We start from the raw sequence: 21874 nt of genomic DNA on the forward strand, positions 1-21874 counted from the left end.
TTATCCGCCGTACCGGCATACCGGGACAGTTCCTGATGGTCAGCGGTATGACGTCATTGTCCGCTCCCGGGCATTTTGCAGTTCAGTTTTTCTTCCTGATCAGTTTATTAATGTAGTACTTCAGGCTTAAACGATCCTTGGGCCTTGGTTTGTAGTGGGTCTTGTTTCTTTGTGTCGGATCGATCGCCATGGTTCCCGCGGTATAGTAATAAAGCGCGATAGACCTGCGGGTAATGTGCTCTGGAGTCGTTAAAGGCTCCGGGTGCCCATGATTGCTGTCTTTGTCTGTGTTGAAAATGACGCAGCGATTGTAAATGGGCAGTACTTTTTTAAGGCAGTTCTTCATGCCGACATCCCAAAGTTCCAGGTTGCCGCCGTATTCCTCCTGCCAGTCTTCATTCAGATAAATGATGATATTCAGTCTGCGCTCGACATTAAGTTTTTTGTTGAGCCGGAAGTCCGAGTGTACCCCCAGGAAACCACCGCTTTTTGTTTCGTGCAGGCCACCACCGCTAAAGTAGGGGTCAGGTATCAGTCCTTCGATGCCTGTGAGCTTTTCAAGAAACTGCAACATGGGGGCCGAGTTAAACGCATTGAAAACAGTCTTCAAAAAAGGGTCACATTCGTTGGGACTGATTTGACGTTTGCGTTGACCTTTATAGCCGCGCTCGTAGAGCATTTCATTGTTGGTTGGTTCGACCGGGAAGTGCGAGCAGATGCTCGCAATCAGGTCTTCGTGCAAGAAGTTATCGATGACTATGTGCGGAAATGGCGTAGCCTGAACATAGCGGTCGGTCAACGAGGCACCAAGGGCGCTGGCGGCATTTTGGTCGAAATCAAGCTCCGGGGACAGGGTGATAGGTAGTGCTTGAGTGATGGGTGCCATTACCGCTCCAGTAACTTGATATAAAGACTTGTGGGTGACTTGGAGCAATGTTGAATGCACTGCTCGTTGCGTCTGTTCGTAGCTTAATTTGTTCTGTCATCCTTGTTCAGACGCTTAAGGATGTTGTTGTACATTTTGGTTCGTCTATGAGTTTTATCATAGCCACCAGCCGCTGCAACAGTGCCGGCCTGAATGTGATCCAGATAACTGAAGATTTTACGCGGCGATATCATCTCTACGACATAACCCAGCGCGGTCATGCGGTCCTGAAGAGTATAGCCAGGCACGCGATCATCCATCGAAAAGTGCATGTTGTGCTGTTTTACAAGTTTGCAGTTCCACAATGTGCAGAAGCTTTTCAAATAGACTTCTTTGTACGGCTTTGGTTCTCTTGAACGCAATCCCATGGAGATTTTCAGGCGTCTGAAGTGATGCTTGAATAGTCGTGAGCTAAAGCGCCACGCAGTTCTCATGGTGCCGCGGTTTATTTGCTCGACACAACCGACGGCCACGACGTTTGGATTTTTCAGGCATTTATTCAGCATCATCGAAAATACATTTTTGTCGAAAACAAATGTATCGGTGTGCATCAGGAATAAATAATCGGTGTCTATTTGCTCCAAGACAAGGTCAAGTGCCTTGCCATGCGCAATATGTCCCGCTTCTGGTTCGGAAATAGAGCGCTCGATCAAGTTGATCCAGTCAAGAGTTCGTAAATACTCAGTGCTCTCGTCGGCGGAATAGTTATCAACTACCCATACTGGAACGCTGTTGCTGCCAAAATGCTGGTGTAATAAGTCCAGGCATATCTTGGTGATTTCTGGTGTTTTGTAATTTACTATAACTATGCTGAAGGCTTTGGGGCTTTCAGTCAGTAAATCAGGGTTGTTCATCGTTCAGGTGCTCAATGTTATTTTATTTGACTGTATGAATGAATGAACTTTTATACGTTTTTTGCTTGTTTGCCGCGCAAAATCTTGCATGGCCTTAGAGCACAATTTGTTAAGTCGCATTCTCATGCATAGTAACCACGGACTGCTCAGGCCCGATGGAGAGCAGTAGAAACGGACTTCATCGTATAAGGATCTGCCCTGCAGGTAAACATTTTGACTTGATTCGTTACATCAGGGGGCTGCTCAGGCCAGCCTCCCAAACAGGGCGTCATGCGCCGAATACCATGCGCCGGTTGAGCGTGGGTGGGGTTCGTTCTGCAACTCACTGCTTGTAGCCAATCTGGCGCAGCAAGTTCTTGCGCCACAGGATGTCTTCATCGCCTTCGATGTCGTTGGCACAAAAGCCATCCACTACGCCCAGGATTGCTCGCCCTTGCTGCGTTTCAGCGAGGATCACTTCGGTTGGATTGGCTGTTGCACAAAAAATACGGCATACCTCTGGAACCATTTTGATGGTGTTCAACACGTTCAACGGATAGAAACCGTCGCCCAGGAAAATGATGAAGCTATGGCCTGCGGCGATGGCTTTCGCATTCTTTTGTGCAAGTTCAATCATTGAGTTATCGGTGCCGGACCATCGCACCAGGCATTTGCCGGAGGCTTCACAAAAGGCCATGCCAAACTGGATCCCTGGCACGGTATTGACCAGCGCTTCGTGGATGTCCTCGACGGACTTGATGAAGTGCGTCTGTCCCAGAATGAAGTTCGTCACATCCGGCTTTTCGATTTTCAACGTGATGAGTTGCATTTCAAACGCCTCCTTTCACGGGTTGCCAGGAGAGCCTGGCAACAAACCAAGCATAGCCACTCATTTGCTATTGCCGCGTCCTCTTTCTGCTTTTGGCCGACTGCTCAACGCATGCCCCGGACCGGATACCCGGTCGTTGACACTTGGGCTGACAGGGCTAATCTAAGTGGTGTGGGAATATTTCCCACGCAAAGATTCCAGCTGGCTCCGAGGGATCGTACGGAAACCGCAGTGGTTCATTGTTGCTGCAGATTTATGGCCGTGCCGGTTGGCGGGCCGCTCCAATGGGCGGCCGGGAACTCACTGGACATTGCGTTCGATACGGAGGTGAAAACGCAACTCCAAACGGAGGTGCATCATGCTGCTCAAGAAATGTTTGTTGGCTCTGGCAATAGGCGGGGTCCTGTCGGCATCGACTGTCCTGGTGCCCGATTACATCAGTAGTTTCTCCAGCGTGTATGCCAAAGATGGCGGCAGCGGCGGTGGTGGTAGCGGTGGAGGCGGTGGCGGTCACGGCGGTGGCGGCGGTTCCGGCGGGGGTGGTCACGGTGGTGGCGGTGGCTCCGGTGGTGGCGGTGGTTCCGGTGGTTCCGGAGGCGGCGGTCACGGTGGTGACGGCGGCGGAGGCGGCCACGGTGGCGGTGGCTCCGGTAGTGGAGGTTCTGGAGGCGGTGGTCACGGTGGCGACGGCGGCGGCCATGGAGGAGAGGGTGGCGGTCATGGTGCAACAGGCCATGACGGTGACGGTCGTGGAGGTCCGGGGCGCGGCGACGCTGACCATGGTGGTGTAGCCGGGAACAAAGGCCCGGGCAAAGCGCATGACAACGACGATGACCATGGTGGAATGGCCGGAAACAGAGGCCCAGGCAAAGCAAAAGACAAAGACGCGCGTGACAACGATGATGACAACGACGCGGATAACGCCGCAGATGCAGCCAGGGAAGCTGCAGAAGACGCCGGTGACGCTGCAAGGGAAGCCGCGGAAGACGCCAGGGACGCTGCCAGGGAAGCCGCGGAAGACAGGGGCGTTGCCAGAAATGACGCTGATGTAGCCAGAGACGCGGCCAAGGCTGATGCAGACGCAGCTCGGGACGCGGCCAAGGCTGATGCAGATGCAGCCCGGGACGCCGCCAGAGCTGAGGCGGATGCCGCCCGGGATGCCGCAAGAGCTGCTGGCGTACCGCGCGCAGATGCAGATGCAGCCAGAGACGCTGCACGTGCCGCCGCGGATGCAGCTCGTGACGCCGCCAAGGCCGACGCGGATGCTGCCAGAGACGCAGCCAAGGCCGACGCAGATGCTGCCAGGGACGCAGCCAAGGCCAAGGCGAACGTAGCCAGAGAGGCTGACAAAGCAGTCAAAGAGGCTGACAAGGCAGTCAAAGAGGCTGACAAAGCCAAGGCGAAGGCTGCCAGAGAGGATGTAGCGGATGCGCCGGATGCCCCGGACGCGCCGGATTTCGACACGGTTGAGGTAGAGAACTAGGCCCGCACGTTCGATGGCGAACACCACGGGCATACCCGTAGATTACGTCCCGGGCGTTTGAGGGACGTATCGTCAAAGCGTCGCAAGCCCTGAAGAATCACGGGGCTTGCGACTTTTTTTCGACTTCGTGTCTTTGAAATTTCCTGCCGCAATACCGCTCATTCATAGTGGTTTATGCGAAATCCCGTGCGTTGCTCCGGGTTTTTTGCACGAATCTTCACGCCTGTCGCTCGTATCATTTCTCCCGGAAACCACCGTGAGCATGGCGATGACAAAAAACACAGCGTTGTGGGACATCAGTCCACCCTTGAGTAGCGAGACACCGACCTGGCCGGGTGACACGCCCTTTCAGGAGGAGCGTGTCTGGACCTACGGTCCCGAGTGTCCGGTGAATGTCGGACGCATCACCCTGTCGCCCCATACCGGCGCCCACGTCGATGCACCGCTGCATTACAGCGCCGACGGCGCGGCGATTGGCGAGGTCGGGTTGGACGTCTATATCGGCCCTTGCCGTGTTTTGCATTGTCTGGACAGCGGCGAGCTGGTGCAGCCGGGGCAACTGGAAGGGCGTTTGCACAATGTGCCCGAGCGTGTGCTGCTGCGAACCTATCGACAGGCACCGCTGACGACCTGGGATTCGAATTTCACGGCGGTTGCCAAGGAAACCATCGACCTGCTGGCGAGCCTTGGCGTGCGCTTGATCGGCATCGATACGCCGTCACTGGACCCGCAGCAATCCAGGACCATGGACTCCCACGGCGCCGTGGCCCGCCATCACATGGCGATCCTGGAAGGCATCGTGCTGGACGAGGTCCCGGAGGGCGATTATGAACTGATCGCCTTGCCGCTGCGGTTCGCTCATCTGGATGCCAGTCCGGTCAGGGCGATTTTGCGGCCGTTGAGTACTTCACAACCCATTCATCAGATCTGAAGGGGCGCCAGCCTGGCGCCCCCTTCGGGTGAGCGGTGTCAGGCATTACTCTCGGTGAATTTCTCGTAGTACAGCTGCACGTTGTCCAGTGCCTGTGCCAGCAGCCAGGTCTTGATCGACTCCACCATCGGCGGCGGCCCACAGACGTACATATCGACCTGGCCATCGCGCAGTTCCGCTACGTCGAAGTGTTCGGCAATGTAGCCGCGCTTGCCGGTCCAGTGCGGCGACGGTTCGCTGACCACCTCGGTGTAGCGAAACCCAGGGATGCGTTGTTCATACGCCTGGATACGCGCCTGTTCGCACAAATCGGCCGCATCGCGCACGCCGTAGTACAAGTGCACGGGTTGCTCGCAGCCGCGTTCGGCGAGTTCGTCGAGCATGCCCAGCAATGCCGAAAGACCGGTGCCACCGGCCACCAGGATCAACGGCCTGGCGACGTGTCGCAGATAAAACGCCCCCAGCGGTGCCTCCAGGGCAATTTCGTCCCCCACCTGGCAGCGTTCGCGGATGTAGTTGCTCATTACGCCATCGGGAAGCAGGCGAATCAGAAACTGCAGCTCATTGCTGGCGCTCGGCCGATTGGCGAACGAGTAGGAGCGCTTGTTTTCGGTTCCCGGAATCAACAGCCGGGCGTACTGTCCGGGCAGGTAATCCAGCGATTGCCCCGCATTGCCCAGGTTCAGATGCAGGATCGCCGTGCTGGCCGAGACCTGTTTGACATCGGTGACTGTTGCCCTGAGTTGATCGGGGCCGGCGGCGTTGCACAGGCTGGATGCGAAGTCGAAGTAGAACGCCGCGTCGGATTTGACCCGTGTCTGGCAGGTGAGCATTTTACGTTGTTGCAGGTCCTGGCTGGAGAGGGCTTCCTCATCCACATAGTCCTGGCTGTAATCGCCTGATTCGCATCGCCCCTGGCAGGTTCCGCAGACACCTTCGCGGCAATCCAGGGGAATGTTGATGCCATTGCGCAAGGCAGCGTCGAGCAGGATTTCGTTGGGTTGTACGGGAAAGAACAGCGTTTTGCCGTCGGCAAAGCTGAACGCGACCTTATGGTTCATGCCCCGGTCTCCTTGGATTCACAGGTGGTAGAAGTCGAGTACCGAGTTGATGGTGTCGTTGAGCAGCAACACATGCTTGCGGGTGATCAGCCAGCTATCGGCGTGGGGCTTGAGGTGATAGGTCGCGCGGCCGAAAAACTGCTCGGCCGTGGCCAGGCGGTAGTACAGCGTGTGCCAGTTCAGGCGCACCTCCAGCTCGCCATTTGCAAGCTCGCCGATTCGCACGTTGCTGATCTGATGCAGGGTGCGCGGCATCGGCGTCGAGGACGCGGACTTGCCCGTACGCAGGCGGAACACACGGTCTTCCAGGCCTGAACGGTTGGGGTAGTAGATCAGCGACATTTCGCGCTTGGGGTCACGGGTGTAGACGTGTTCGGAGTCCCATTGCGGCAAGTGGAACTCGCTGTGCCCGGCGAACAGCTGGAGGTAGGCATCCCAGTCCTGGGCGTCGCACAGTTCGGATTTACGATAGAAAAACTGTTCGATCTGGTACTGCAATTGCGCATTCATCATTGCACCTCACGGAGTTTCAGGGATTTGGCGTCCAGACCGTCCAGCAGGAATTTCTGCCAGTTGCTGTGCTGGTTGACGTACAGCCCTTCGTGGGTGAATTCGGTGCCGGTCATGGCCGGGGCAATGCCGATCGCCTCGCTGTTGGGCGTGGCGCCGCTGGCCCAGCGGTGACTGCCGCGGGATATGTCGCTCCAGCGCTCCAGGCGTGCCTGGAAACCACGCTGGGCTTCACGGAACTCCACCAGGTCATCCGGTGTGCCCAGGCCCGAGACGTTGAAGAAATCCTCGAACTGGCGAATGCGGTTTTCGCGGTCGGCGTCCGACTCGTTCTTGACCCCCAGGCACTGGCTGATGATTTCGGTCTTGTTCCACGCCACCGGGCGGATGATGCGCAATTGCGAGCTGATCTGATCGAGGAAAAACAGGCTCGGATAGATGTTCAGGTTGCGCAGGCGATGCATCATCCACTCGGCCTTTTGCTGGCCGTGTTCTTCGATCAGTCGCGGCATGATGGTCGCGTAGCCGGAGCGTACCGACGGGTTTGGCATGTCGCTGAACAGCAGGCTGTGTCCGTTATCGAACGCGAACCAGCCATCATCGGTATTGGCGTCGCCGGCGCCGAGCTTGCTGTAGTCGAGGGTGCCGCTGGCGGCGCTGCCGTTCTCGCTGTTGACCTGCTGGCGATGCTGCACCGTGGCCACGTAGTTGTAGTGCACTGTGCTGACGTGATAACCGTCGAGGCCGTTTTCGTTCTGCAGTTTCCAGTTGCCGTCGTAGGTGTAGGCCGACTTGCCGGGCAGCACTTCCAGCTCACCGGTCGGCGACTGGGCGACCATCATGTCGAAAAACACTTTGGCATCGCCGAGGAAGTCTTCCAGGCTGTTGTCGGCCTGCACATCAAGGCTGATGAAGACGAATCCCTTGTAGCTCTGGATACGCGCCTTTTTCAGGCCGCGGGTGGCTTTGTCGAAGCCTTCCGGGTACTCGCCCGGCGCCTTGACCTTGACCAGGCGGCCATCGCTTTTGTAGCACCAGGCATGGAAGGGGCAGGTGAAGGTCGACTGGTTGCCCTTGCCGACGCGGGTCAGCGTCGTGCCGCGATGCTGGCAGGCGTTGATCAGTGCATTGAGCTGACCGTCACCGTCGCGGGTGATGATCATCGGCTGGCGGCCGGCGCGCAGGGTCACGAAGTCGTGGTTGTTGGCCAGCTCGCTTTCGTGGCAGGCGTAGATCCAGTTCTTCTCGAAGATCATCTCCATTTCCAGATCGAACAACTGCGGCTCGGTGAACATGTCCCGGGCGATGCGGAATACGCCTTCTACGGGGCGGAAGTCCAGGCAGCTTTCGATGAACGTTTTCCATTGCTCGACGTTTCTTTCGCCACTCATGAGGTGTACCTGTTTTTATTGGGGCTAATCGGTACGTCATTAAAGGGAGTGGGGTGTGCCTGGGTCTATCCGCTTTGTGGGCGAAGGCAGTCCGTAAAATTGGTGGGTTCCCAAAAGATCGCAGCCTTCGGCAGCTCCTACATCGGACGCGTGTAATTGTAGGAGCTGCCGCAGGCTGCGATGCTGGCGATCGCGCGCGCGCCGGGTAACAACAGCGTGTGATGGGCTGGGCAGCAACTACCCAAACCACGCACCAAGTGATAAACGGCTGCACCTGTCTGCAGCAATCAGGTACTGTTTTGCGAGGCCTCGAATGCGATTTGATAGTCGTGTTATCCACTTAATTGGCGATTGCTATCCACTGGGTCAGCGCCGTCTTCCTGTGGCTTGGAACTTGCCTTTGCAAACCGTATACGCGCCGTCAGAGCGCGCTGAAAAAACCTTGAGTGCACCTTGATGAGCAACAACGTCGATCCGCAATTTCGCGACATTCGTGTCGACAGTGATGACCTGGAGGCCGCCAGAAGCTGGATGTCCGGTATCTGCGGACCCCATCGGCTGGTGAGCGCGAACCCCGAGCGGATCCGCTTTCATCACAACGCCAACATGTTCAAGTCGATGGCCACCACCCTGGGCACCATCGAATACGGTACCGATGTCACCATCGATATCGAGGACGCCGAGCACTTTCGCAGCTACAGCCTGAGCTTGCCGCTGGTGGGCGAACAGGAGCTGAGCAAGGATGGCAGCGTGGTCAGGTCGGACCGCGATCAAGGGGTCATCATTTCCCCCAATGAAAACCAGCTGCTGGCGATTTCCGGTGACTGTCGCAAGATCCAGGTGGTGATTACCCGAGTGGCGATGAGCGAGGCGCTGGAGGGGATGTTGCAACGGCCCCTGGATGCGCCGCTGCGCTTCGAGCCGGTGATGGATGCGATCGATGGGCCGTCGGCGTCGTGGTGGCGCATGGCGCGCTATTTCATCGACGAGATGGAGCGCAGCAGTGAACTCTTCGAGCAGGTGGCCTTCACCCGGGACATTGAAAGCTCGCTGATCAAGGGCTTGATCCTCGCCCAGCCGAACAACTATTCGCAGGAACTGCGGGACGCGCTGGGTGTGAAGTTGCCGCACTACCTGGTCAGGGCCCGGCAATACATCCACGACAACGCCCGGGAAGCGTTGCATCTGGAGGACATCGAAGCCGCGGCCGGCGTTTCGCGCTTCAAGTTGTTCGACGCGTTCAAGAAATACTTCGCCCTGTCGCCGATGGCCTACCTGAAAAAGTATCGCTTGAACGCCGTGCGCCAGGAGATCCTCGAGCATGGCACGGTGCGTAGTATTTCCGGGATCGCCATGGGCTGGGGCTTCATGCACCTGGGGCGTTTTTCCACCGAGTACCGCAAGCTGTTCGACGAAACCCCGAGCATGACCTTGCAACGCAACGAAGCCCGACGCCAGCAGGGACTTTGACGGGCCGCCCCGGCCTTACTTGCGTAACACCAGATCAAGCAACTGCTCGCGCTCCTTGATTTTTTGCAGGACGATTTCCGAACGTATGTCGGTGACGCCGGCGGTGCGATTGAGGTGATTGACGATGAAATCCGAGAAGTGCTTGAGGTTGCGGGCCTGGACCCGCAACACATAGTTGCTCGCCCCGGTAATGACATACGCGGTGACCACCTCCGGCCACTGCTGAACCTTCTTGATGAAGGTCTCGTGCCAGTCCTCCACGTCCTGTCGCAACGACACATGGACGATCGCTTCCAGCTCAATGCCCAGCCGCTCGGCATTCAGCACCGCGCGATAGCCGGTGATGATTCCCTCGCTTTCCAGCAGGCGTAAACGTCGCAGGCAAGCCGAGGGTGACAGGGCGACTTTCTCTGCCAGTTCCTGATTGCTGATACGGCCATCCTGTTGCAATTGATGCAGGATCCGCAGGTCTGTCGAGTCGAGATTCATGGTTTGAATAAATCCGCGTTTATTGGCTTTAGATTCGAATATTCTGCGAAATAATTACTACATGGCCGGTTACTTTGCACGAAAATTCTTCAAAGGTTCGTTCATTATCTCTCCACCGAAAGGCAAGTGAATTGCCTGGTGCCGGTCAGTTAGGCGTTTGAACACTGCAGTCCTTGTGGGAGCGAGCTTGCTCCGGGCGGCGATCCGACGATTGCGTCGGGTCAGTCAACATTGATGTTGAACATTAAGCCCCCATCGCGAGCAAGCTCGCTCCCACAGATTTCGAGTGTTTACTGATCAATATCAGGCGAATCGCCTTTATTCAGGGCGCCGGAACCGGCTGATGCAACCTGCCCGGATGGCGTCGCATAACAAAAAACAGGACACCCGATGACGACAAGAAACAGTTGCCTGGCGCTTGATGCCCAGGACGCTCTGGCACCCCTGCGCCAGCAGTTTGCGCTCCCCGAGGGCGTTATTTATCTCGATGGCAACTCCCTGGGCGCGCGGCCGGTCGCTGCATTGGCGCGGGCGCAAGCGGTGGTCGCCGAGGAATGGGGCAATGGCTTGATTCGCAGCTGGAACAGCGCCGGCTGGCGCGAGCTGTCCGAGCGTTTGGGCAATCGCCTGGCGGGTCTGATCGGCGCGGGGGAGGGTGAAGTGGTGGTGACCGATACCACCTCGATCAACCTGTTCAAAGTGCTGAGCGCTGCCTTGCGCGTACAGGCCACCAGGTCGCCGCAGCGGCGAGTGATCGTCAGCGAGTCGAGCAACTTCCCCACCGACCTGTACATCGCCGAAGGCCTCGCGCAGATGCTGCAACAGGGTTACACCCTGCGCCTGGTCGACAGTCCTGAAGCGTTGCCGCATGCGATTGACCAGGACACGGCGGTGGTCATGCTCACCCACGTCAATTACAAGACCGGCTATATGCACGACATGCAGGCCCTGACCGCGCTGACCCACGAATGTGGTGCGCTGGCCATCTGGGACCTGGCCCATTCCGCTGGCGCGGTGCCGGTTGATCTGCACCAGGCGGGTGCCGACTACGCCATCGGCTGCACCTACAAGTACCTCAATGGCGGGCCGGGCTCCCAGGCCTTTGTCTGGGTTTCGCCGCGGTTGTGCGATCTGGTGCCGCAGCCGTTGTCCGGCTGGTTCGGCCATTCACGGCAGTTCGCCATGGAGTCGCATTACGAGCCGAGCAGCGGTATCGCCCGCTACCTGTGCGGCACCCAGCCGATTACCTCATTGGCGATGGTCGAGTGCGGCCTGGATGTGTTCGCCCAGACCGACATGGCCAGCTTGCGCCGCAAATCCCTGGCCCTGACGGACCTGTTCATCGAATTGGTCGAGCAGCGTTGCGCGGCCCACGAACTGAAGTTGATCACACCCCGTGAGCACGCCAGGCGCGGCAGCCACGTCAGCTTCGAACATCCGCAAGGTTATGCGGTGATCCAGGCCCTGATCGAGCGGGGCGTGATTGGTGACTACCGTGAACCGCGCATCATGCGTTTCGGTTTCACCCCGCTGTACACGACCTTCACCGAAGTCTGGGACGCGGTACAAATCCTCGGCGAGATCCTCGACCGGAACACTTGGTCACAAGCGCAATTCCAGGTTCGCCACAGCGTGACCTGAACCCTCCGACATCCGATTCCTGCCGCAGGAGTTTCTCGGCGGCAGGGCTTCGGCCGCCGGCAATAACCAGTTCTGCAATCACAATAATAAGGAGCACGCAGAATGAAACTGTCCCTCTGGCCCGCCTTGCCGCTCGCCATCTCCAGTTGCCTTGGCCAAATGGCCTGTGCCGCCTCCGACAACGGATTTGTCGAAGACAGCAGCCTGACCCTGACTAACCGTAACTTCTATTTCTACCGCAATAACCTCAACAACCCGGGCGGGCAGAACTATCGGGATGAGTGGGCCCACGGGATCATGCTCGATTACCGCTCCGGCTACACCCAGGGAACGGTGGGTTTCGGGGTCGATGCCTACGCGCAGTTGGGCCTCAAGCTCGACAGTGGCAAGGGACGCACGGGTACGGGTTTACTGCCGGTCGATGCCGATGGCCGCCCCGAGGATGAGTACTCCGAAGCGGGTGGCGCGGTGAAGGCGCGGATTTCCCGGACCGAACTCAAGTACGGCAACCTGACCCCGCTCAACCCGGTGTTCGGCACCGGCAATGCGCGACTGTTCACCAGCAGTGCCACCGGCTTTCAACTGACCAGCAATGAACTCAAGGCGTTGCAACTGGACATCGGTCATTTCACCGCCGGCAACGACAGTAATTCGACCAATGCCAATGGCGCGCTCAAAGCGCTGTACGCCGGCGTGGAAACCCGCAGTGTCGATTATCTGGGCGGCAGCTACGCCCTGAGCGATCAACTGAGTGTCAGCCTCTACGGTTCACAGTTCACCGACATCTGGCGCCAGTACTACGGCAACGCCAACTACACCCATGCCCTTGGTGAAGGCCAGTCGCTGAACCTGGATTTCAACATCTACCGCACCAACGACAGCGGCCAGAGCCTGGCCGGCAGGATCGACAACACCACCTGGTCGCTGTCCACCGCGTACAGGTTCGGTGCCCATCGGTTGACCTTGGCGTACCAGCGGGTCGATGGCGATGAGCCGTTCGATTACCTGGGGTTCGATCAGCAACCGGGTACCTCGATCTTCCTCGCCAACTCGATTCAGGTCCTCGACTTCAACGCCCCCAACGAACGCTCCTGGCAACTGCGTTATGACCTGGACATGGCGCCTTTCGGGGTGCCGGGCCTGAGCTTCATGTCCCGCTACGTCAGTGGTGACCACATCGATGACAGCCATTATGACGGTGGCCCCAATGGCGCCTACGGACGATACGGCGATGACGGCAAGCGCTGGGAGCGCGACATCGAGGCGCGCTATGTCGTGCAGTCGGGCAAGGCCCGGGACCTTTCAATCCGCGTGCGTCAGGCCAGTGTGCGTTCCACCGCGCAGGTCGCCCGCGCCGATACCACGGACAACAACGAAGTCCGGGTGATCATCGAGTATCCACTGAGTATTTTCTGATCCGTGTCCTGCTGTGCGTGGCTGATCCCCACTGTTAAACCCACGACGTGCTCTTCAAGAAAGACAAAATCCAGAGGACATAAAAATGACCGATAACTCCGGTTTCGAAACGATATCCAAGCGTGAACACGGCCTGCGGCGTCAGTTGACGTCGGGGCAAATGAGCATGATCGCCATTGGCGGTGCAATCGGCACCGGGCTGTTCATGGGCAGCGCCTATGCCATCGGCTATGCCGGGCCGAGCGTATTGCTCAGCTATGCCATCGGCGCAATCATCACCTTGCTGCTGATGGGCTGCCTGGCGGAAATGACCGTGGCCCATTCGACCTCGGGTTCGTTCGGTGCCTACGCCGAATTTTATGTCAGCCCGCTGGCCGGGTTCCTGGTGCGCTATGCCTACTGGGCGGCGATTGTGCTGGCGGTGGGCACGGAAGTGACGGCGGTGGCGATGTACATGAAGTACTGGTTCGCCAACGTGCCGGAGTGGATATGGATCGTCTCGTTCTCCAGCGTGCTGATCGTGCTCAATGCCATCAGCGTGAAGACCTTCGGCACCTTCGAGTACTGGTTCTCGACCATCAAGATCGGCGCGATTGTCGGTTTCATCATCCTGGCGGTGTACGTGGTGTTCGGTTCCGGCAATCCGCAATACGGCGTGCACAATTACACGGCTCACGGCGGCTTTTTCCCCAATGGTCTGCAAGGGATGTGGATCGCGGTGATCGTGTCGATCTTCAGCTACCTGAGCGTGGAGATGATCGCGGTGGCGGCCGGTGAGGCAAAAGACCCGGAACAAGCGGTGAAGAAAGCCTTCCGCGGGACTATCGTGCGCCTGGTGGTGTTCTACCTGCTGACCCTGGCGTTGATGCTGGCGATCGTGCCTTGGGTCCAGGCTGGCCATGCCCAGAGTCCGTTCGTCACGGTGATGCAAGCCATCGGCATTCCCGGCGCCACCGGCGTGATGAATTTCGTGATCCTGATCGCGGCGTTGTCAGCGATGAACAGCCAGTTGTACATCACCACGCGCATGATGTTCAGCCTGTCCCGCGCCGGCTACGCGCCAAAATCCATGGGGGTATTGAGCAAGACCGGGATCCCGCTGAACGCGCTGTTGCTCTCCAGCTCGGGTATCGCCCTGGCGACCTTGCTCAACATCCTGTACCCGGAAAGTTCGTTCACCTTGATGATGGCGATCTCGATGTTCGGCGCGATCTTTACCTGGTTCATGATCTTCCTCACACACTTCTGTTTCCGTCGTTTTCACGAACGCAACGGCAACCGCAAACTGTCGTTCCGCATGCGCCTGTTTCCCTACAGCACATTGCTGGGGCTGGTGCTGATGGGGGCCGTGATGATCACGACCTACTTCACTGAAGCCTTCAAGATGACCCTGGTGTTCGGCGTGCCGTTCCTGCTGGTGCTGTCGATTGTCTACGGTGTTTTCTTCCGCAAGACCAGGGGCGTTGCGGCGCTGAGTGCGCAAGCCAGACTCTAGCCTGAGGGTCGTGCCGGGGCGGCGCACTTAATACTCGTTCTCCCATCGCCTTTATTTCCCGGGGTGTCATCCCTCGAGTTCTTCGGGGGAAACCACCCAGATGCTGCACGGCATTTTGTAAAGCAGGTGTTCCACGGTACTGCCGATCAAACGCTCCATCGCGCGATGCCCCACGCGGCCCATGACAATCACGTCGATGTCATAGGCATCGACGAAGCTGCACAGCACCCTGGCCGGGTCGCCCATGATCATGTGCTGGTTCTGCGGCGGGATGCCGTTGCGCTCGGCCAACTCGCCGAAGGCCTCGCCCTGCATGTCGAACAGGGTCTTGGCTTTGCTTGAAGAGAAAAACGCCGAGCCATTGCTAAAGCCAAATTCGTCGGCACTGATCGAAGACAGGTCATGGGCATAGACGACATCGAGTTGGGCGTTGCAGGTGCTCGCCAGTTTCGACGCTTCGCGCAAAATCCTGTCGTTGAAACCTTCGTACTGGCCATCACGATGGAAAGGGTCGACGGCGGCAACGATCCTGCGCGGCAGTGCGTGATGCATCTGGCTGACAAAATGCAGAGGCACCGGGCACTCGCGTAGCAGATGAATATCGAGGGGGGTGAACATCAGCCGCGACAGCAGCGACTCGTGTTCCAGTTCCTTGATCAGAACAGCCATTTTGGCCTCTTCAAGATGAATCAGGATTTCCTGCAACGGGTTATTGACCCAGACCACTTCGGTCGTGACGTGCACGCCGATCTTGCGTAACGGCCGGGCCTGTTCTTCGAGCCATTGCTGGTGGCGTTCGACATAGCCCAAACGGATTTCTTCGCGCGCCTGCTCGTTCACCAGACCCGCGGTCACCAGGCCTTCCAGGTAATCAAACGCAACGATGTGCAGTGCAGCTCCCGAGGCCTTGGCCAAGGCGGCAGCCCGGTCGAAGGCCGGGCTGTTTTTCATGAGCGGTGAGACGACCAGCATGAATCTTGATGGCTCGGACATGACAAATCTCCCGTGGCGATTGCGTCTGCTCATTTGAGAGGCTGCATTCAGGCAGGAACACCTTGCCTGGATCTTGAGACGACGCACAGAGATGAGTTTGATCTTTATCAAGCAGTCGCTTGACCGGAATACGCTCCCGACGTGCGGTGGGCACGGCAGGTCCAAACACGGATTTGTTGACCATTGTCAAACCTTCGCCTGCCAGCCCGGTGCAGTCTCGGGAGCAGGGTCATGAAGGTCGCAATTACACTTTGAAGTTAAAGCATGTCTCCAGCTTTAACGGAGGTTGACGATGAACATTGATATTACCGAGCAACGGGTTCCCCATTGCTGGGTCGTGCACCTGGATGCCCTGGAAGTCAATTTCAATAGCCAGGAAGCTGCCAGTAGCTTTGTCGGCCAACTCAAGGCACGTATCGAGGCACCTCATGTCTGGCCAGTGACTGTCCGCTCGGCGGCAAGCTGTCGAACTGTCCCGGCCCGGGAACAGGAGGTTCGTTTCGACCTCGTGGAGTGACGATACCGACCACGCCTGTCCATATACCCGGGTACCGAGGTGTCCTATGTCTAATGCTCAGCATGTACTGTTGATCGCCCCCCCGACCATGACCCAGACACCGGCATTCGATCGCGCCGGCGCGTTGGCTCGCGCCATGCAATTGCCCCTGCATATCGTGGCATTCGATTATTTTCAGGCCCTGGCGGTAGCCGGTCTGTTCGCCCCCGAACAAATAAGCGCGGCCAGGGAGGGCTACCTTCAAGCCCATCGACAGTGGCTTGTGCAGCAAGCTGAAAGGTTGAGCATGCACGGCGTGAAGGTCACCAGTGAGGTCGCGTGGGTACAGGCTCCTTATGCAGAGATCGTGCATTTTGTCAGCGAGATGCCCTTGGCGCTGATCATCAAGGGTGCTCAACAGGAGTCTGCCTTGAAACGGGTGTTCTTCTCGGCGCTGGACTGGCAATTGCTGCGCGATTGTCCGGTGCCGGTGCATCTGGTGACTGACGACCGCAACCCGCAGCCGCACAACATTTTGGTCATCGTCGATGTATTGCGCAGCGAAGAGCAGGACCTGGTGTTCAACGATCGGATTGTCGCTGCCGCGAAGAAACTGGCGTCAGTCTGCGAGGCCCGGCTTGAGCTGGCGCACGTGTATGACTGGACGGCCGCGTATGTCCAGGATATGGGCTTTGGCGCGTTGCCTCTGGCCACCGGGATTTATGAAGCCCTGGGAACGGCTGAGCGCGAAGCGTTTTCAGCTTTGGCCGAGCGCCACGGGGTGCCACCGGCGTGTCGCCATTTCATTGAAGGTGCGCCGATCCCGAGTATTTGCGAATTTGCCACCGGGCACCACACGGACGTCATTGTGATGGGGACCGTGCAGCACAACGGGTTGAGCAAGCTGCCGGGAAGTACCGCTGAGCAACTCCTGCATCGGGCACCTTGCAGCGTGCTGGCAATCAAACCGGGCAGGATGCTGCAGTCCTGAAGATCATTCGCCCCGCGACAAGCTGTTGGCCAGACTCTCGCGGGGGGATTTTTTTCAGGTAAAGCCGGTGAATGACCTGCCGACTGTCATCCGGATCATTGTGTGTGTGTCGAAACCCAGGTATCGGGCCAGTTCGCGCATCGGCGCATTGCTGGAGGCGTCCACCGAGTCCATCTGGATTGATGCAAGCGTGCGGCTCAGGTCTTTTTTACGCCGGTGGCCGTGCTTTTATCTGATCTGGATCAGGAACCTGTCATGGCGGTGTTCATTCGCTTGTGTTTGATTAAAATCAAGCAGGGGGTGAGGGTTCGGACGCAGTCTTGAGCATTGCCGGTACTTCAAGACCGGAGCTGAGCCGAGGTGTGTGATGGGGCAATATCAACGTTTACTGCTGATCGCCGATCAAACCCTGCACCAGTCCCCTGCCACGTTGCGTGCCGTCGCACTGGCCAGGGCCAGCGGTGCCGCACTCGACGTGCGGGCTTTTGTCGAGCCGGTGCCGATGGTGCATTTGTGGGAGGAGAAAACCGACGATGCAGGGCAGCAACGTTATTTGCGGCGCTATCGCCGTTGGGTGGCCGATGAAGTTGAACGGTTGAGCGACCAGGGGCTGCAAGTGACGGTCGAGGTGGTTTTCACGACCCACCCGTTGCTGGACATTCTGAAGACTGTCGCCGACCTCGATCCCGATCTGTTGATCAAGGATGTGACTCTGGAGCCAATGCTCAAGCGAGTATTCATCACCCCGCTCGATTGCCACCTGCTGCGCGAATGCCCGATCCCCGTGCTCCTGGTGAACCAGGCCCGCTACGGCTTGCCGCACCGTGTTGTAGCGGCAGTGGATCCGTTCGATCCTTCAACGCAAATCAGCGGCCTGAACGACACCATCATCCAGACCGCCAATGCGTTGGCCCTGCAATGTGATGCCCCCTTGCATCTGCTTTACGCCTATGACTTGTCGCCGGCTTTCAATGGTGATGCACCGCTGGTCAGTGGTGGATGGGCCGGGGACTTCATCGAGGATCTGCGTTCGTCCTTGCACCTGGCGTTTGTCAATCTGGCGGATCGCTACAACGTGCCACCGGAGCGTCGGCATTTCGTCATGGGCCCGCCGGTGCCGGCCATTCGAGAGTTTGTCGAGGCGTATCTGGCGGATGTAGTGGTGATGGGCACTGTGCATCGGGTCGGAATCGACCAGTTGATTGGCAGTAACACGGAACGGGCGCTGTACTCTGTACCAGGTAGCATTCTGGCTGTCAGGCAGTGAGCCTCATGTTCGTCAAGCGCCGATTGGCAGCACCTAGCGCAGGGGAGGGCGATTACAGCCTGCAATCAGCTGTTTAAGCCCTTCCATATCATGAATCCTGACGTCTCGACCGGACACCTCCACCAGTCCTTGATCGCGCAGATGTGCAATCCCCCGGCAAATGGTTTCCAGTCGCAGGCCCAGGTAAGAACCAATTTCCTCACGGCGCATTTTCAGCACAAAGTTGCTCGATGAATAACCTCGCAAGCTCAAGCGCTGGGACAGATTCAGCAGGAACGCCGCCAGGCGCTCATCCGAGTTCATGTTGCCCAGCATCATCAACATGTCATGATCACGCACGATTTCACGGCTGAGGATTTTGTTCAGGCTGTGCTGCAGTGAAGGCAATTCCTGGGCGAGTTTCTCCAGTTGAGAGAAGTGGACAGGACAGACTTCACTGTCCTCCAGGGCAAAAGCACTGCAAGCGTGCAACTCGTTACTGATAGCGTCCAGGCCGAGCATCTCACCGGGCATATGGAATCCGGTGGTCTGCTCGCGACCATCGATTGAAAGCACACTGGTCTTAAATGAACCAATACGAACGGCAAACAGCGAACGCAGCGGGTCGCCGGCCCGGTAGAGTGTGGCGCCTTTTTTAACCTTGACCCTTTGAACGATCAGTGTGTCCAGGCGCGCGACCTCCTGACCGGTCAGGCCAAGGGGCAGGCATAGCTCCATTACGCTACAGTTTGAACAGGCCGTCTTGAGAGAATGGACGGCCGACAGTTTGATTTCAGACATGTTCTGGTATGTCCGGTATTGATGCGTAGAGCTTAGACTCCATGGGGGCCGAGGCTGATTTTTCTCGGACATTGGCGCGACTGAATGAGTAATTGGGAATCACTTTTGTACTGCGGGTGATACTCAAGGGCGACCTGCTGCTCAAGGCGATTTATCTGCTGCTTTTCCAGTATTTCTGCATTTCGAGAAACAGAAACGAAGCCGTCCAGGTAATCAGAACAAGCCCCGTCAGCGCTTGCAGCCCCGTCAGGTATTTGAGATTGCCCACCGGCGAGATATCGCCAAAACCGATTGTCGTGTAAGTGGTGAAGGAAAAGTACACGCAGTCCATCAGTGAACCGTCGAAATTTCCCTGCAAACTGCCCCACTTTTCAGAGTGGACCATCAGGTAATAAACCAGCGCAAAACACCAGACCTCGAGTGCATGGGCCACCAGGGCACCGAACACGCCCACCACAATTCTGAAACGACTCCAAAGGTTGAGTCGGGGAAGCCAGTCGTTCAGACGCAACAGGCATTCGTAGTGAATGACGACGACTATGATGACCACCAACGTATTGATCAATGTAACTGCCAGCATGGCAGTACCTCGTTCTGACTGGTTGTCCACGACGGACCGTGAGTGCCCGCATAGTGTGTTCTACACCAGCGCAACAAAAAAGCTTTGAGCTTTATCAACAATCCTTCTGTCGATGGCAAGTTATCTGTGCGCCAAAGGAAAGCGCACTCATGTTTGACAAATGTCAGAGGAGTACAGGTTCTCACGCCAGATACTCGATCAACAGGACACGCGCAGGAAGTCGATGCCCGCCTGGAGTCCGCCGATAAAGCACCCGGCAAGTATTGAGAGATGGCATGCAGTCCGACAGGAGCCGGGATTGCAGTCGTGACCGTGAGGTGCTGCAAGTACGAGGTATATGATGCTTAAACTTAAGCGAATCTTGTTGATCGCACCCGCGGAAATGGTCCGTACTCCGGCATTTGAGCGAGCTCATGCATTGGCCTGTGCAACGGGCGCATGTTTGCACATCGTGGCGTTCGATTATGTCCCGGCGCTGGCGTTGGCCGGTTTGTTTGACCATCAAGCGATGGCCCAGGCACGAGAAGGCTATTTGCAAGTGCATCGCCAATGGCTTGAGCAGCAAGGCCGAATTCAAAAGTGCGTGGGACTGCAGGTGACCACGGAAGTGGTCTGGAGCAAATCGAGCCCGGCTCATGTGCTTGAGTATGTGAATGACTTCCACCCGGATCTGGTCATCAAGGACTTCCACTATGTATCGGCACTCGGCCGTGCGTTCCACCAGCCCGTGGACTTGCTGTTACTGCGTGATTGTCCTGCCCACCTGCACCTGGTGGCCGAGGGCAAGAACTCCACACCCTTGAAGATTCTCGCCGCCATGGATTTGTCTCATCTGGAGGAGCTGAGCCAAGGGCTGAACGACCGGATTGTCGACGTAGCCTCGACACTGGCGGCGTCATCGGGTGCCGCCTTGCATGTGCTTAGTGTCAACAGCTGGGCGGTGGTAGGCGATACGAAAATGAGCGTACCGACATTGAGCCTGGGCGGTAGCTTGAAAGAAGCGGTCATCGATGCCCAGGAGGAGGCCTTCGAGGCGCTTGCCGATCGTTATGGCATAGAAGAAGAACGACGGCATCTTCTGACCGGTCTACCCCACAAAGTGATCAGGCAATTTGCGCAACACAATGCTTTTGACTTGTTGGTCTTGGGCACTGCGTATCATCACCGCGGGGGCGACATGTTCCTGGGCAGCACTGCTGAGCAGGTGTTGACCAATGCGCAGTGCAGTTTGATGTTCGTCAAGCCCCTGGCCTGATGCTGCCAGTGGCGCCAGGTACTCACTTTTTCGCAGGTTTGCCGCTGGCAGGGATGTGCAGGTACGACATCACGCTTTCAGTCAGTTCGGTTGCCAGTTTGACCGCTTCTTTATTGCGCGCCATCACGCCGGCGACCAAGCCTTCGATCAAGGCCAGTACGGCGATGTTGGAACTGGTCAGCACCGGGTGATCGCAAGGCGCAAACAGCGTGTGCTGGGCTATGCCGGTGAGCGGCGAGGCGGGTGAGTCGGTAATTGCCAGCACCGATGCGCCGCGTTCATTGGCGAAGCGTGCCAGTTGCAGGGTGTCGAGGGAGTAGCGCGGCAGGGCGATCGCCAGCAGCACGTCCTGGTCGGTGATCGCGGCCAGACGGTAAGCGGCGTTTTCGTTGCCGCCCTCCATGCTGATGGCAGTGGCGTCCGCACAGAAGGGCATCAGGGTCGACGCGGCGAGGCCGGCGAAGTAGACACTGTTGCCAAAGCCCAGGATGTAGATTTTGCGCGCTTTGATCAGGCGAGTGACGAATGCTTCGAAGGTGTCGGCGTGGTTGTTGCTCGCCGCAGTGGCCAGGTTGCTGCTGGCGCTCTGCAGTTGTTCATGCAGGCCAAACGCGCCGCCGGGGCGATGGGCAAGTTCGTTGCGCAGCTTGTCGACCGGCGACACCATCTGCTGCAACGTTGCTACCAGCTCGGCCTTCATGCCGCTGTAGCCACCGAGGTCCAGGGCTTTGGCCAGGCGGTTGACGGCGGCGGGTGAGGTCAATGTTTCGTGAGCCATCTCCTCGATGGTCAGCGTCGCGGCCTTGAGCGGGTGACGCAGGATAAAGTCCGCGACCTTGCGCAGTGACGGCGGCAGATCGGAAACGATTTCCGTCAGTTTGCGCATGACCGGCGCGGCATAGACAGTGGTGTCTTTCGATGGGGTGGGCATATCCGGCTCAACATTTCCTGAAGGTGAGAGAAGGGCTGTGCCTGATGCCCTGACAAGGTTGGCCGGAGTGTATCCGAAGCCAACCTTGTCTGGGCAGCGCCGAGCAG

Annotated in this window: 22 protein-coding genes and 1 pseudogene; 11 read left to right on the plus strand and 12 right to left on the minus strand. The window is 57.8% G+C overall.

From position 1 onward, the window contains the following. Positions 1 to 82: 82 nt before the first annotated feature. The 3 genes from ACMDB8_RS10830 to ACMDB8_RS10840 form a co-directional block, all read right to left on the minus strand. The gene (locus ACMDB8_RS10830) at positions 83 to 886 is read right to left on the minus strand and encodes a 2OG-Fe(II) oxygenase (protein ID WP_409079312.1); all 804 of its coding nucleotides are present in this window, start codon (positions 884 to 886) and stop codon (positions 83 to 85) included. 83 nt (positions 887 to 969) lie between these two features. After that, positions 970 to 1779 (minus strand): glycosyltransferase, encoded by an 810-nt coding sequence (locus ACMDB8_RS10835; protein ID WP_409079313.1) that lies wholly within the window; start codon positions 1777 to 1779, stop codon positions 970 to 972. A gap of 322 nt (positions 1780 to 2101) precedes the next feature. Next, on the minus strand, positions 2102 to 2587 hold the full coding sequence (locus ACMDB8_RS10840) for an adenosine-specific kinase (RefSeq protein ID WP_223542282.1): 486 nt from the start codon (positions 2585 to 2587) through the stop codon (positions 2102 to 2104). Between the two features lie 467 nt (positions 2588 to 3054). On the opposite strand from ACMDB8_RS10840, the gene ACMDB8_RS10845 reads away from it, so the two are divergent. From ACMDB8_RS10845 to kynB, 3 genes are all read left to right on the plus strand, one after another. Continuing rightward, a complete protein-coding gene (locus ACMDB8_RS10845; protein ID WP_409079334.1) occupies positions 3055 to 3378 on the plus strand; it encodes a hypothetical protein in 324 nt (107 codons plus the stop codon). 53 nt (positions 3379 to 3431) lie between these two features. Continuing rightward, complete coding sequence (locus ACMDB8_RS10850; protein ID WP_409079314.1) at positions 3432 to 4070, plus strand: hypothetical protein; 639 nt, start codon at positions 3432 to 3434, stop codon at positions 4068 to 4070. Positions 4071 to 4338: 268 nt separating this feature from the next. Beyond that, positions 4339 to 5001 (plus strand): arylformamidase, encoded by a 663-nt coding sequence (gene kynB / locus ACMDB8_RS10855; protein ID WP_056723141.1) that lies wholly within the window; start codon positions 4339 to 4341, stop codon positions 4999 to 5001. 38 nt (positions 5002 to 5039) lie between these two features. Here the strand turns inward: kynB and antC are convergent, their stop codons facing one another. The 3 genes from antC to antA are packed head-to-tail and all read right to left on the minus strand — an operon-like array spanning position 5040 to position 7963. Beyond that, positions 5040 to 6062 (minus strand): anthranilate 1,2-dioxygenase electron transfer component AntC, encoded by a 1023-nt coding sequence (gene antC, locus ACMDB8_RS10860; RefSeq protein ID WP_223541857.1) that lies wholly within the window; start codon positions 6060 to 6062, stop codon positions 5040 to 5042. Positions 6063 to 6080: 18 nt separating this feature from the next. Beyond that, positions 6081 to 6572: an anthranilate 1,2-dioxygenase small subunit gene (gene antB, locus ACMDB8_RS10865; RefSeq protein ID WP_056723011.1), complete on the minus strand. Its 492-nt coding sequence runs from the start codon at positions 6570 to 6572 to the stop codon at positions 6081 to 6083. Then, positions 6572 to 7963 carry an anthranilate 1,2-dioxygenase large subunit gene (antA, locus tag ACMDB8_RS10870; RefSeq protein WP_409079315.1) on the minus strand — a complete coding sequence of 464 codons (1392 nt, stop codon included), beginning with the start codon at positions 7961 to 7963 and terminating at the stop codon, positions 6572 to 6574. The genes antB and antA overlap by 1 nt, the downstream gene beginning before the upstream one ends. A gap of 456 nt (positions 7964 to 8419) precedes the next feature. Between antA and ACMDB8_RS10875 the strand changes: the two genes are divergently transcribed. Continuing rightward, entirely contained in the window at positions 8420 to 9433 is a 1014-nt protein-coding gene (locus ACMDB8_RS10875; protein ID WP_223541859.1) for an AraC family transcriptional regulator, read from the plus strand. 15 nt (positions 9434 to 9448) lie between these two features. Here the strand turns inward: ACMDB8_RS10875 and ACMDB8_RS10880 are convergent, their stop codons facing one another. Beyond that, positions 9449 to 9922, minus strand: coding sequence for an Lrp/AsnC family transcriptional regulator (locus ACMDB8_RS10880; RefSeq protein ID WP_056722993.1), 474 nt, complete (start codon positions 9920 to 9922; stop codon positions 9449 to 9451). Positions 9923 to 10312: 390 nt separating this feature from the next. On the opposite strand from ACMDB8_RS10880, the gene kynU reads away from it, so the two are divergent. The 3 genes from kynU (at position 10313) to ACMDB8_RS10895 (ending at position 14474) form a co-directional block, all read left to right on the plus strand. After that, entirely contained in the window at positions 10313 to 11563 is a 1251-nt protein-coding gene (gene kynU / locus ACMDB8_RS10885) for a kynureninase (protein ID WP_223541860.1), read from the plus strand. Positions 11564 to 11665: 102 nt separating this feature from the next. Next, the gene (locus tag ACMDB8_RS10890) at positions 11666 to 12979 is read left to right on the plus strand and encodes an OprD family porin (RefSeq protein WP_056722989.1); all 1314 of its coding nucleotides are present in this window, start codon (positions 11666 to 11668) and stop codon (positions 12977 to 12979) included. Between the two features lie 85 nt (positions 12980 to 13064). Further along, complete coding sequence (locus ACMDB8_RS10895; protein ID WP_056722987.1) at positions 13065 to 14474, plus strand: amino acid permease; 1410 nt, start codon at positions 13065 to 13067, stop codon at positions 14472 to 14474. Between the two features lie 66 nt (positions 14475 to 14540). Here ACMDB8_RS10895 and ACMDB8_RS10900 read toward each other — a convergent pair whose 3' ends face one another. Further along, entirely contained in the window at positions 14541 to 15467 is a 927-nt protein-coding gene (locus ACMDB8_RS10900) for a universal stress protein (protein WP_409079316.1), read from the minus strand. A 292-nt stretch (positions 15468 to 15759) separates the two neighbouring features. Here ACMDB8_RS10900 and ACMDB8_RS10905 point away from each other — a divergent pair, with 292 nt between their 5' ends. Both ACMDB8_RS10905 and ACMDB8_RS10910 read left to right on the plus strand, forming a co-directional pair. Then, entirely contained in the window at positions 15760 to 15984 is a 225-nt protein-coding gene (locus ACMDB8_RS10905; protein WP_056722983.1) for a hypothetical protein, read from the plus strand. A 46-nt stretch (positions 15985 to 16030) separates the two neighbouring features. Continuing rightward, positions 16031 to 16954: a universal stress protein gene (locus ACMDB8_RS10910; protein WP_056722981.1), complete on the plus strand. Its 924-nt coding sequence runs from the start codon at positions 16031 to 16033 to the stop codon at positions 16952 to 16954. Between the two features lie 55 nt (positions 16955 to 17009). Here ACMDB8_RS10910 and ACMDB8_RS10915 read toward each other — a convergent pair. Beyond that, positions 17010 to 17131, minus strand: a pseudogene (locus tag ACMDB8_RS10915) (GNAT family N-acetyltransferase); the annotation flags it as partial. 190 nt (positions 17132 to 17321) lie between these two features. Between ACMDB8_RS10915 and ACMDB8_RS10920 the strand changes: the two are divergent. Further along, positions 17322 to 18221, plus strand: coding sequence for a universal stress protein (locus tag ACMDB8_RS10920; RefSeq protein ID WP_409079317.1), 900 nt, complete (start codon positions 17322 to 17324; stop codon positions 18219 to 18221). 33 nt (positions 18222 to 18254) lie between these two features. Here the strand turns inward: ACMDB8_RS10920 and fnr are convergent, their stop codons facing one another. Together fnr and ACMDB8_RS10930 are read right to left on the minus strand one after the other, a co-directional pair. Beyond that, positions 18255 to 19001 carry a fumarate/nitrate reduction transcriptional regulator Fnr gene (gene fnr, locus ACMDB8_RS10925; protein WP_223541864.1) on the minus strand — a complete coding sequence of 249 codons (747 nt, stop codon included), beginning with the start codon at positions 18999 to 19001 and terminating at the stop codon, positions 18255 to 18257. A 151-nt stretch (positions 19002 to 19152) separates the two neighbouring features. Continuing rightward, positions 19153 to 19581, minus strand: a complete 429-nt coding sequence (locus ACMDB8_RS10930) for a potassium channel family protein (protein WP_056722975.1) — start codon at positions 19579 to 19581, stop codon at positions 19153 to 19155. Between the two features lie 340 nt (positions 19582 to 19921). Between ACMDB8_RS10930 and ACMDB8_RS10935 the strand changes: the two genes are divergently transcribed. Continuing rightward, complete coding sequence (locus ACMDB8_RS10935; protein ID WP_056722974.1) at positions 19922 to 20836, plus strand: universal stress protein; 915 nt, start codon at positions 19922 to 19924, stop codon at positions 20834 to 20836. A 22-nt stretch (positions 20837 to 20858) separates the two neighbouring features. Here ACMDB8_RS10935 and ACMDB8_RS10940 read toward each other — a convergent pair whose 3' ends face one another. Continuing rightward, positions 20859 to 21767, minus strand: coding sequence for a MurR/RpiR family transcriptional regulator (locus ACMDB8_RS10940; RefSeq protein WP_046040448.1), 909 nt, complete (start codon positions 21765 to 21767; stop codon positions 20859 to 20861). Positions 21768 to 21874 lie beyond the last annotated feature (107 nt).

Source organism: Pseudomonas monachiensis (genome assembly GCF_047345015.1).
Lineage (GTDB): Bacteria > Pseudomonadota > Gammaproteobacteria > Pseudomonadales > Pseudomonadaceae > Aquipseudomonas > Aquipseudomonas monachiensis.

What these genes read in the sequence shown, in the direction of transcription:
- ACMDB8_RS10840 (WP_223542282.1), bottom strand. Translation starts at nt 2,587, where the DNA reads ATGCAACTCATCACGTTGAAAATCGAAAAGCCGGATGTGACGAACTTC.
- ACMDB8_RS10895 (WP_056722987.1), top strand. Translation starts at nt 13,065, where the DNA reads ATGACCGATAACTCCGGTTTCGAAACGATATCCAAGCGTGAACACGGC.
- kynU (WP_223541860.1), top strand. Translation starts at nt 10,313, where the DNA reads ATGACGACAAGAAACAGTTGCCTGGCGCTTGATGCCCAGGACGCTCTG.
- antC (WP_223541857.1), bottom strand. Translation starts at nt 6,062, where the DNA reads ATGAACCATAAGGTCGCGTTCAGCTTTGCCGACGGCAAAACGCTGTTC.
- antB (WP_056723011.1), bottom strand. Translation starts at nt 6,572, where the DNA reads ATGAATGCGCAATTGCAGTACCAGATCGAACAGTTTTTCTATCGTAAA.
- antA (WP_409079315.1), bottom strand. Translation starts at nt 7,963, where the DNA reads ATGAGTGGCGAAAGAAACGTCGAGCAATGGAAAACGTTCATCGAAAGC.
- ACMDB8_RS10920 (WP_409079317.1), top strand. Translation starts at nt 17,322, where the DNA reads ATGGGGCAATATCAACGTTTACTGCTGATCGCCGATCAAACCCTGCAC.
- ACMDB8_RS10930 (WP_056722975.1), bottom strand. Translation starts at nt 19,581, where the DNA reads ATGCTGGCAGTTACATTGATCAATACGTTGGTGGTCATCATAGTCGTC.
- kynB (WP_056723141.1), top strand. Translation starts at nt 4,339, where the DNA reads ATGACAAAAAACACAGCGTTGTGGGACATCAGTCCACCCTTGAGTAGC.
- fnr (WP_223541864.1), bottom strand. Translation starts at nt 19,001, where the DNA reads ATGTCTGAAATCAAACTGTCGGCCGTCCATTCTCTCAAGACGGCCTGT.
- ACMDB8_RS10845 (WP_409079334.1), top strand. Translation starts at nt 3,055, where the DNA reads ATGGCGGCAGCGGCGGTGGTGGTAGCGGTGGAGGCGGTGGCGGTCACG.
- ACMDB8_RS10910 (WP_056722981.1), top strand. Translation starts at nt 16,031, where the DNA reads ATGTCTAATGCTCAGCATGTACTGTTGATCGCCCCCCCGACCATGACC.
- ACMDB8_RS10890 (WP_056722989.1), top strand. Translation starts at nt 11,666, where the DNA reads ATGAAACTGTCCCTCTGGCCCGCCTTGCCGCTCGCCATCTCCAGTTGC.
- ACMDB8_RS10875 (WP_223541859.1), top strand. Translation starts at nt 8,420, where the DNA reads ATGAGCAACAACGTCGATCCGCAATTTCGCGACATTCGTGTCGACAGT.
- ACMDB8_RS10835 (WP_409079313.1), bottom strand. Translation starts at nt 1,779, where the DNA reads ATGAACAACCCTGATTTACTGACTGAAAGCCCCAAAGCCTTCAGCATA.
- ACMDB8_RS10850 (WP_409079314.1), top strand. Translation starts at nt 3,432, where the DNA reads ATGGCCGGAAACAGAGGCCCAGGCAAAGCAAAAGACAAAGACGCGCGT.
- ACMDB8_RS10940 (WP_046040448.1), bottom strand. Translation starts at nt 21,767, where the DNA reads ATGCCCACCCCATCGAAAGACACCACTGTCTATGCCGCGCCGGTCATG.
- ACMDB8_RS10935 (WP_056722974.1), top strand. Translation starts at nt 19,922, where the DNA reads ATGCTTAAACTTAAGCGAATCTTGTTGATCGCACCCGCGGAAATGGTC.
- ACMDB8_RS10830 (WP_409079312.1), bottom strand. Translation starts at nt 886, where the DNA reads ATGGCACCCATCACTCAAGCACTACCTATCACCCTGTCCCCGGAGCTT.
- ACMDB8_RS10880 (WP_056722993.1), bottom strand. Translation starts at nt 9,922, where the DNA reads ATGAATCTCGACTCGACAGACCTGCGGATCCTGCATCAATTGCAACAG.
- ACMDB8_RS10905 (WP_056722983.1), top strand. Translation starts at nt 15,760, where the DNA reads ATGAACATTGATATTACCGAGCAACGGGTTCCCCATTGCTGGGTCGTG.
- ACMDB8_RS10900 (WP_409079316.1), bottom strand. Translation starts at nt 15,467, where the DNA reads ATGTCCGAGCCATCAAGATTCATGCTGGTCGTCTCACCGCTCATGAAA.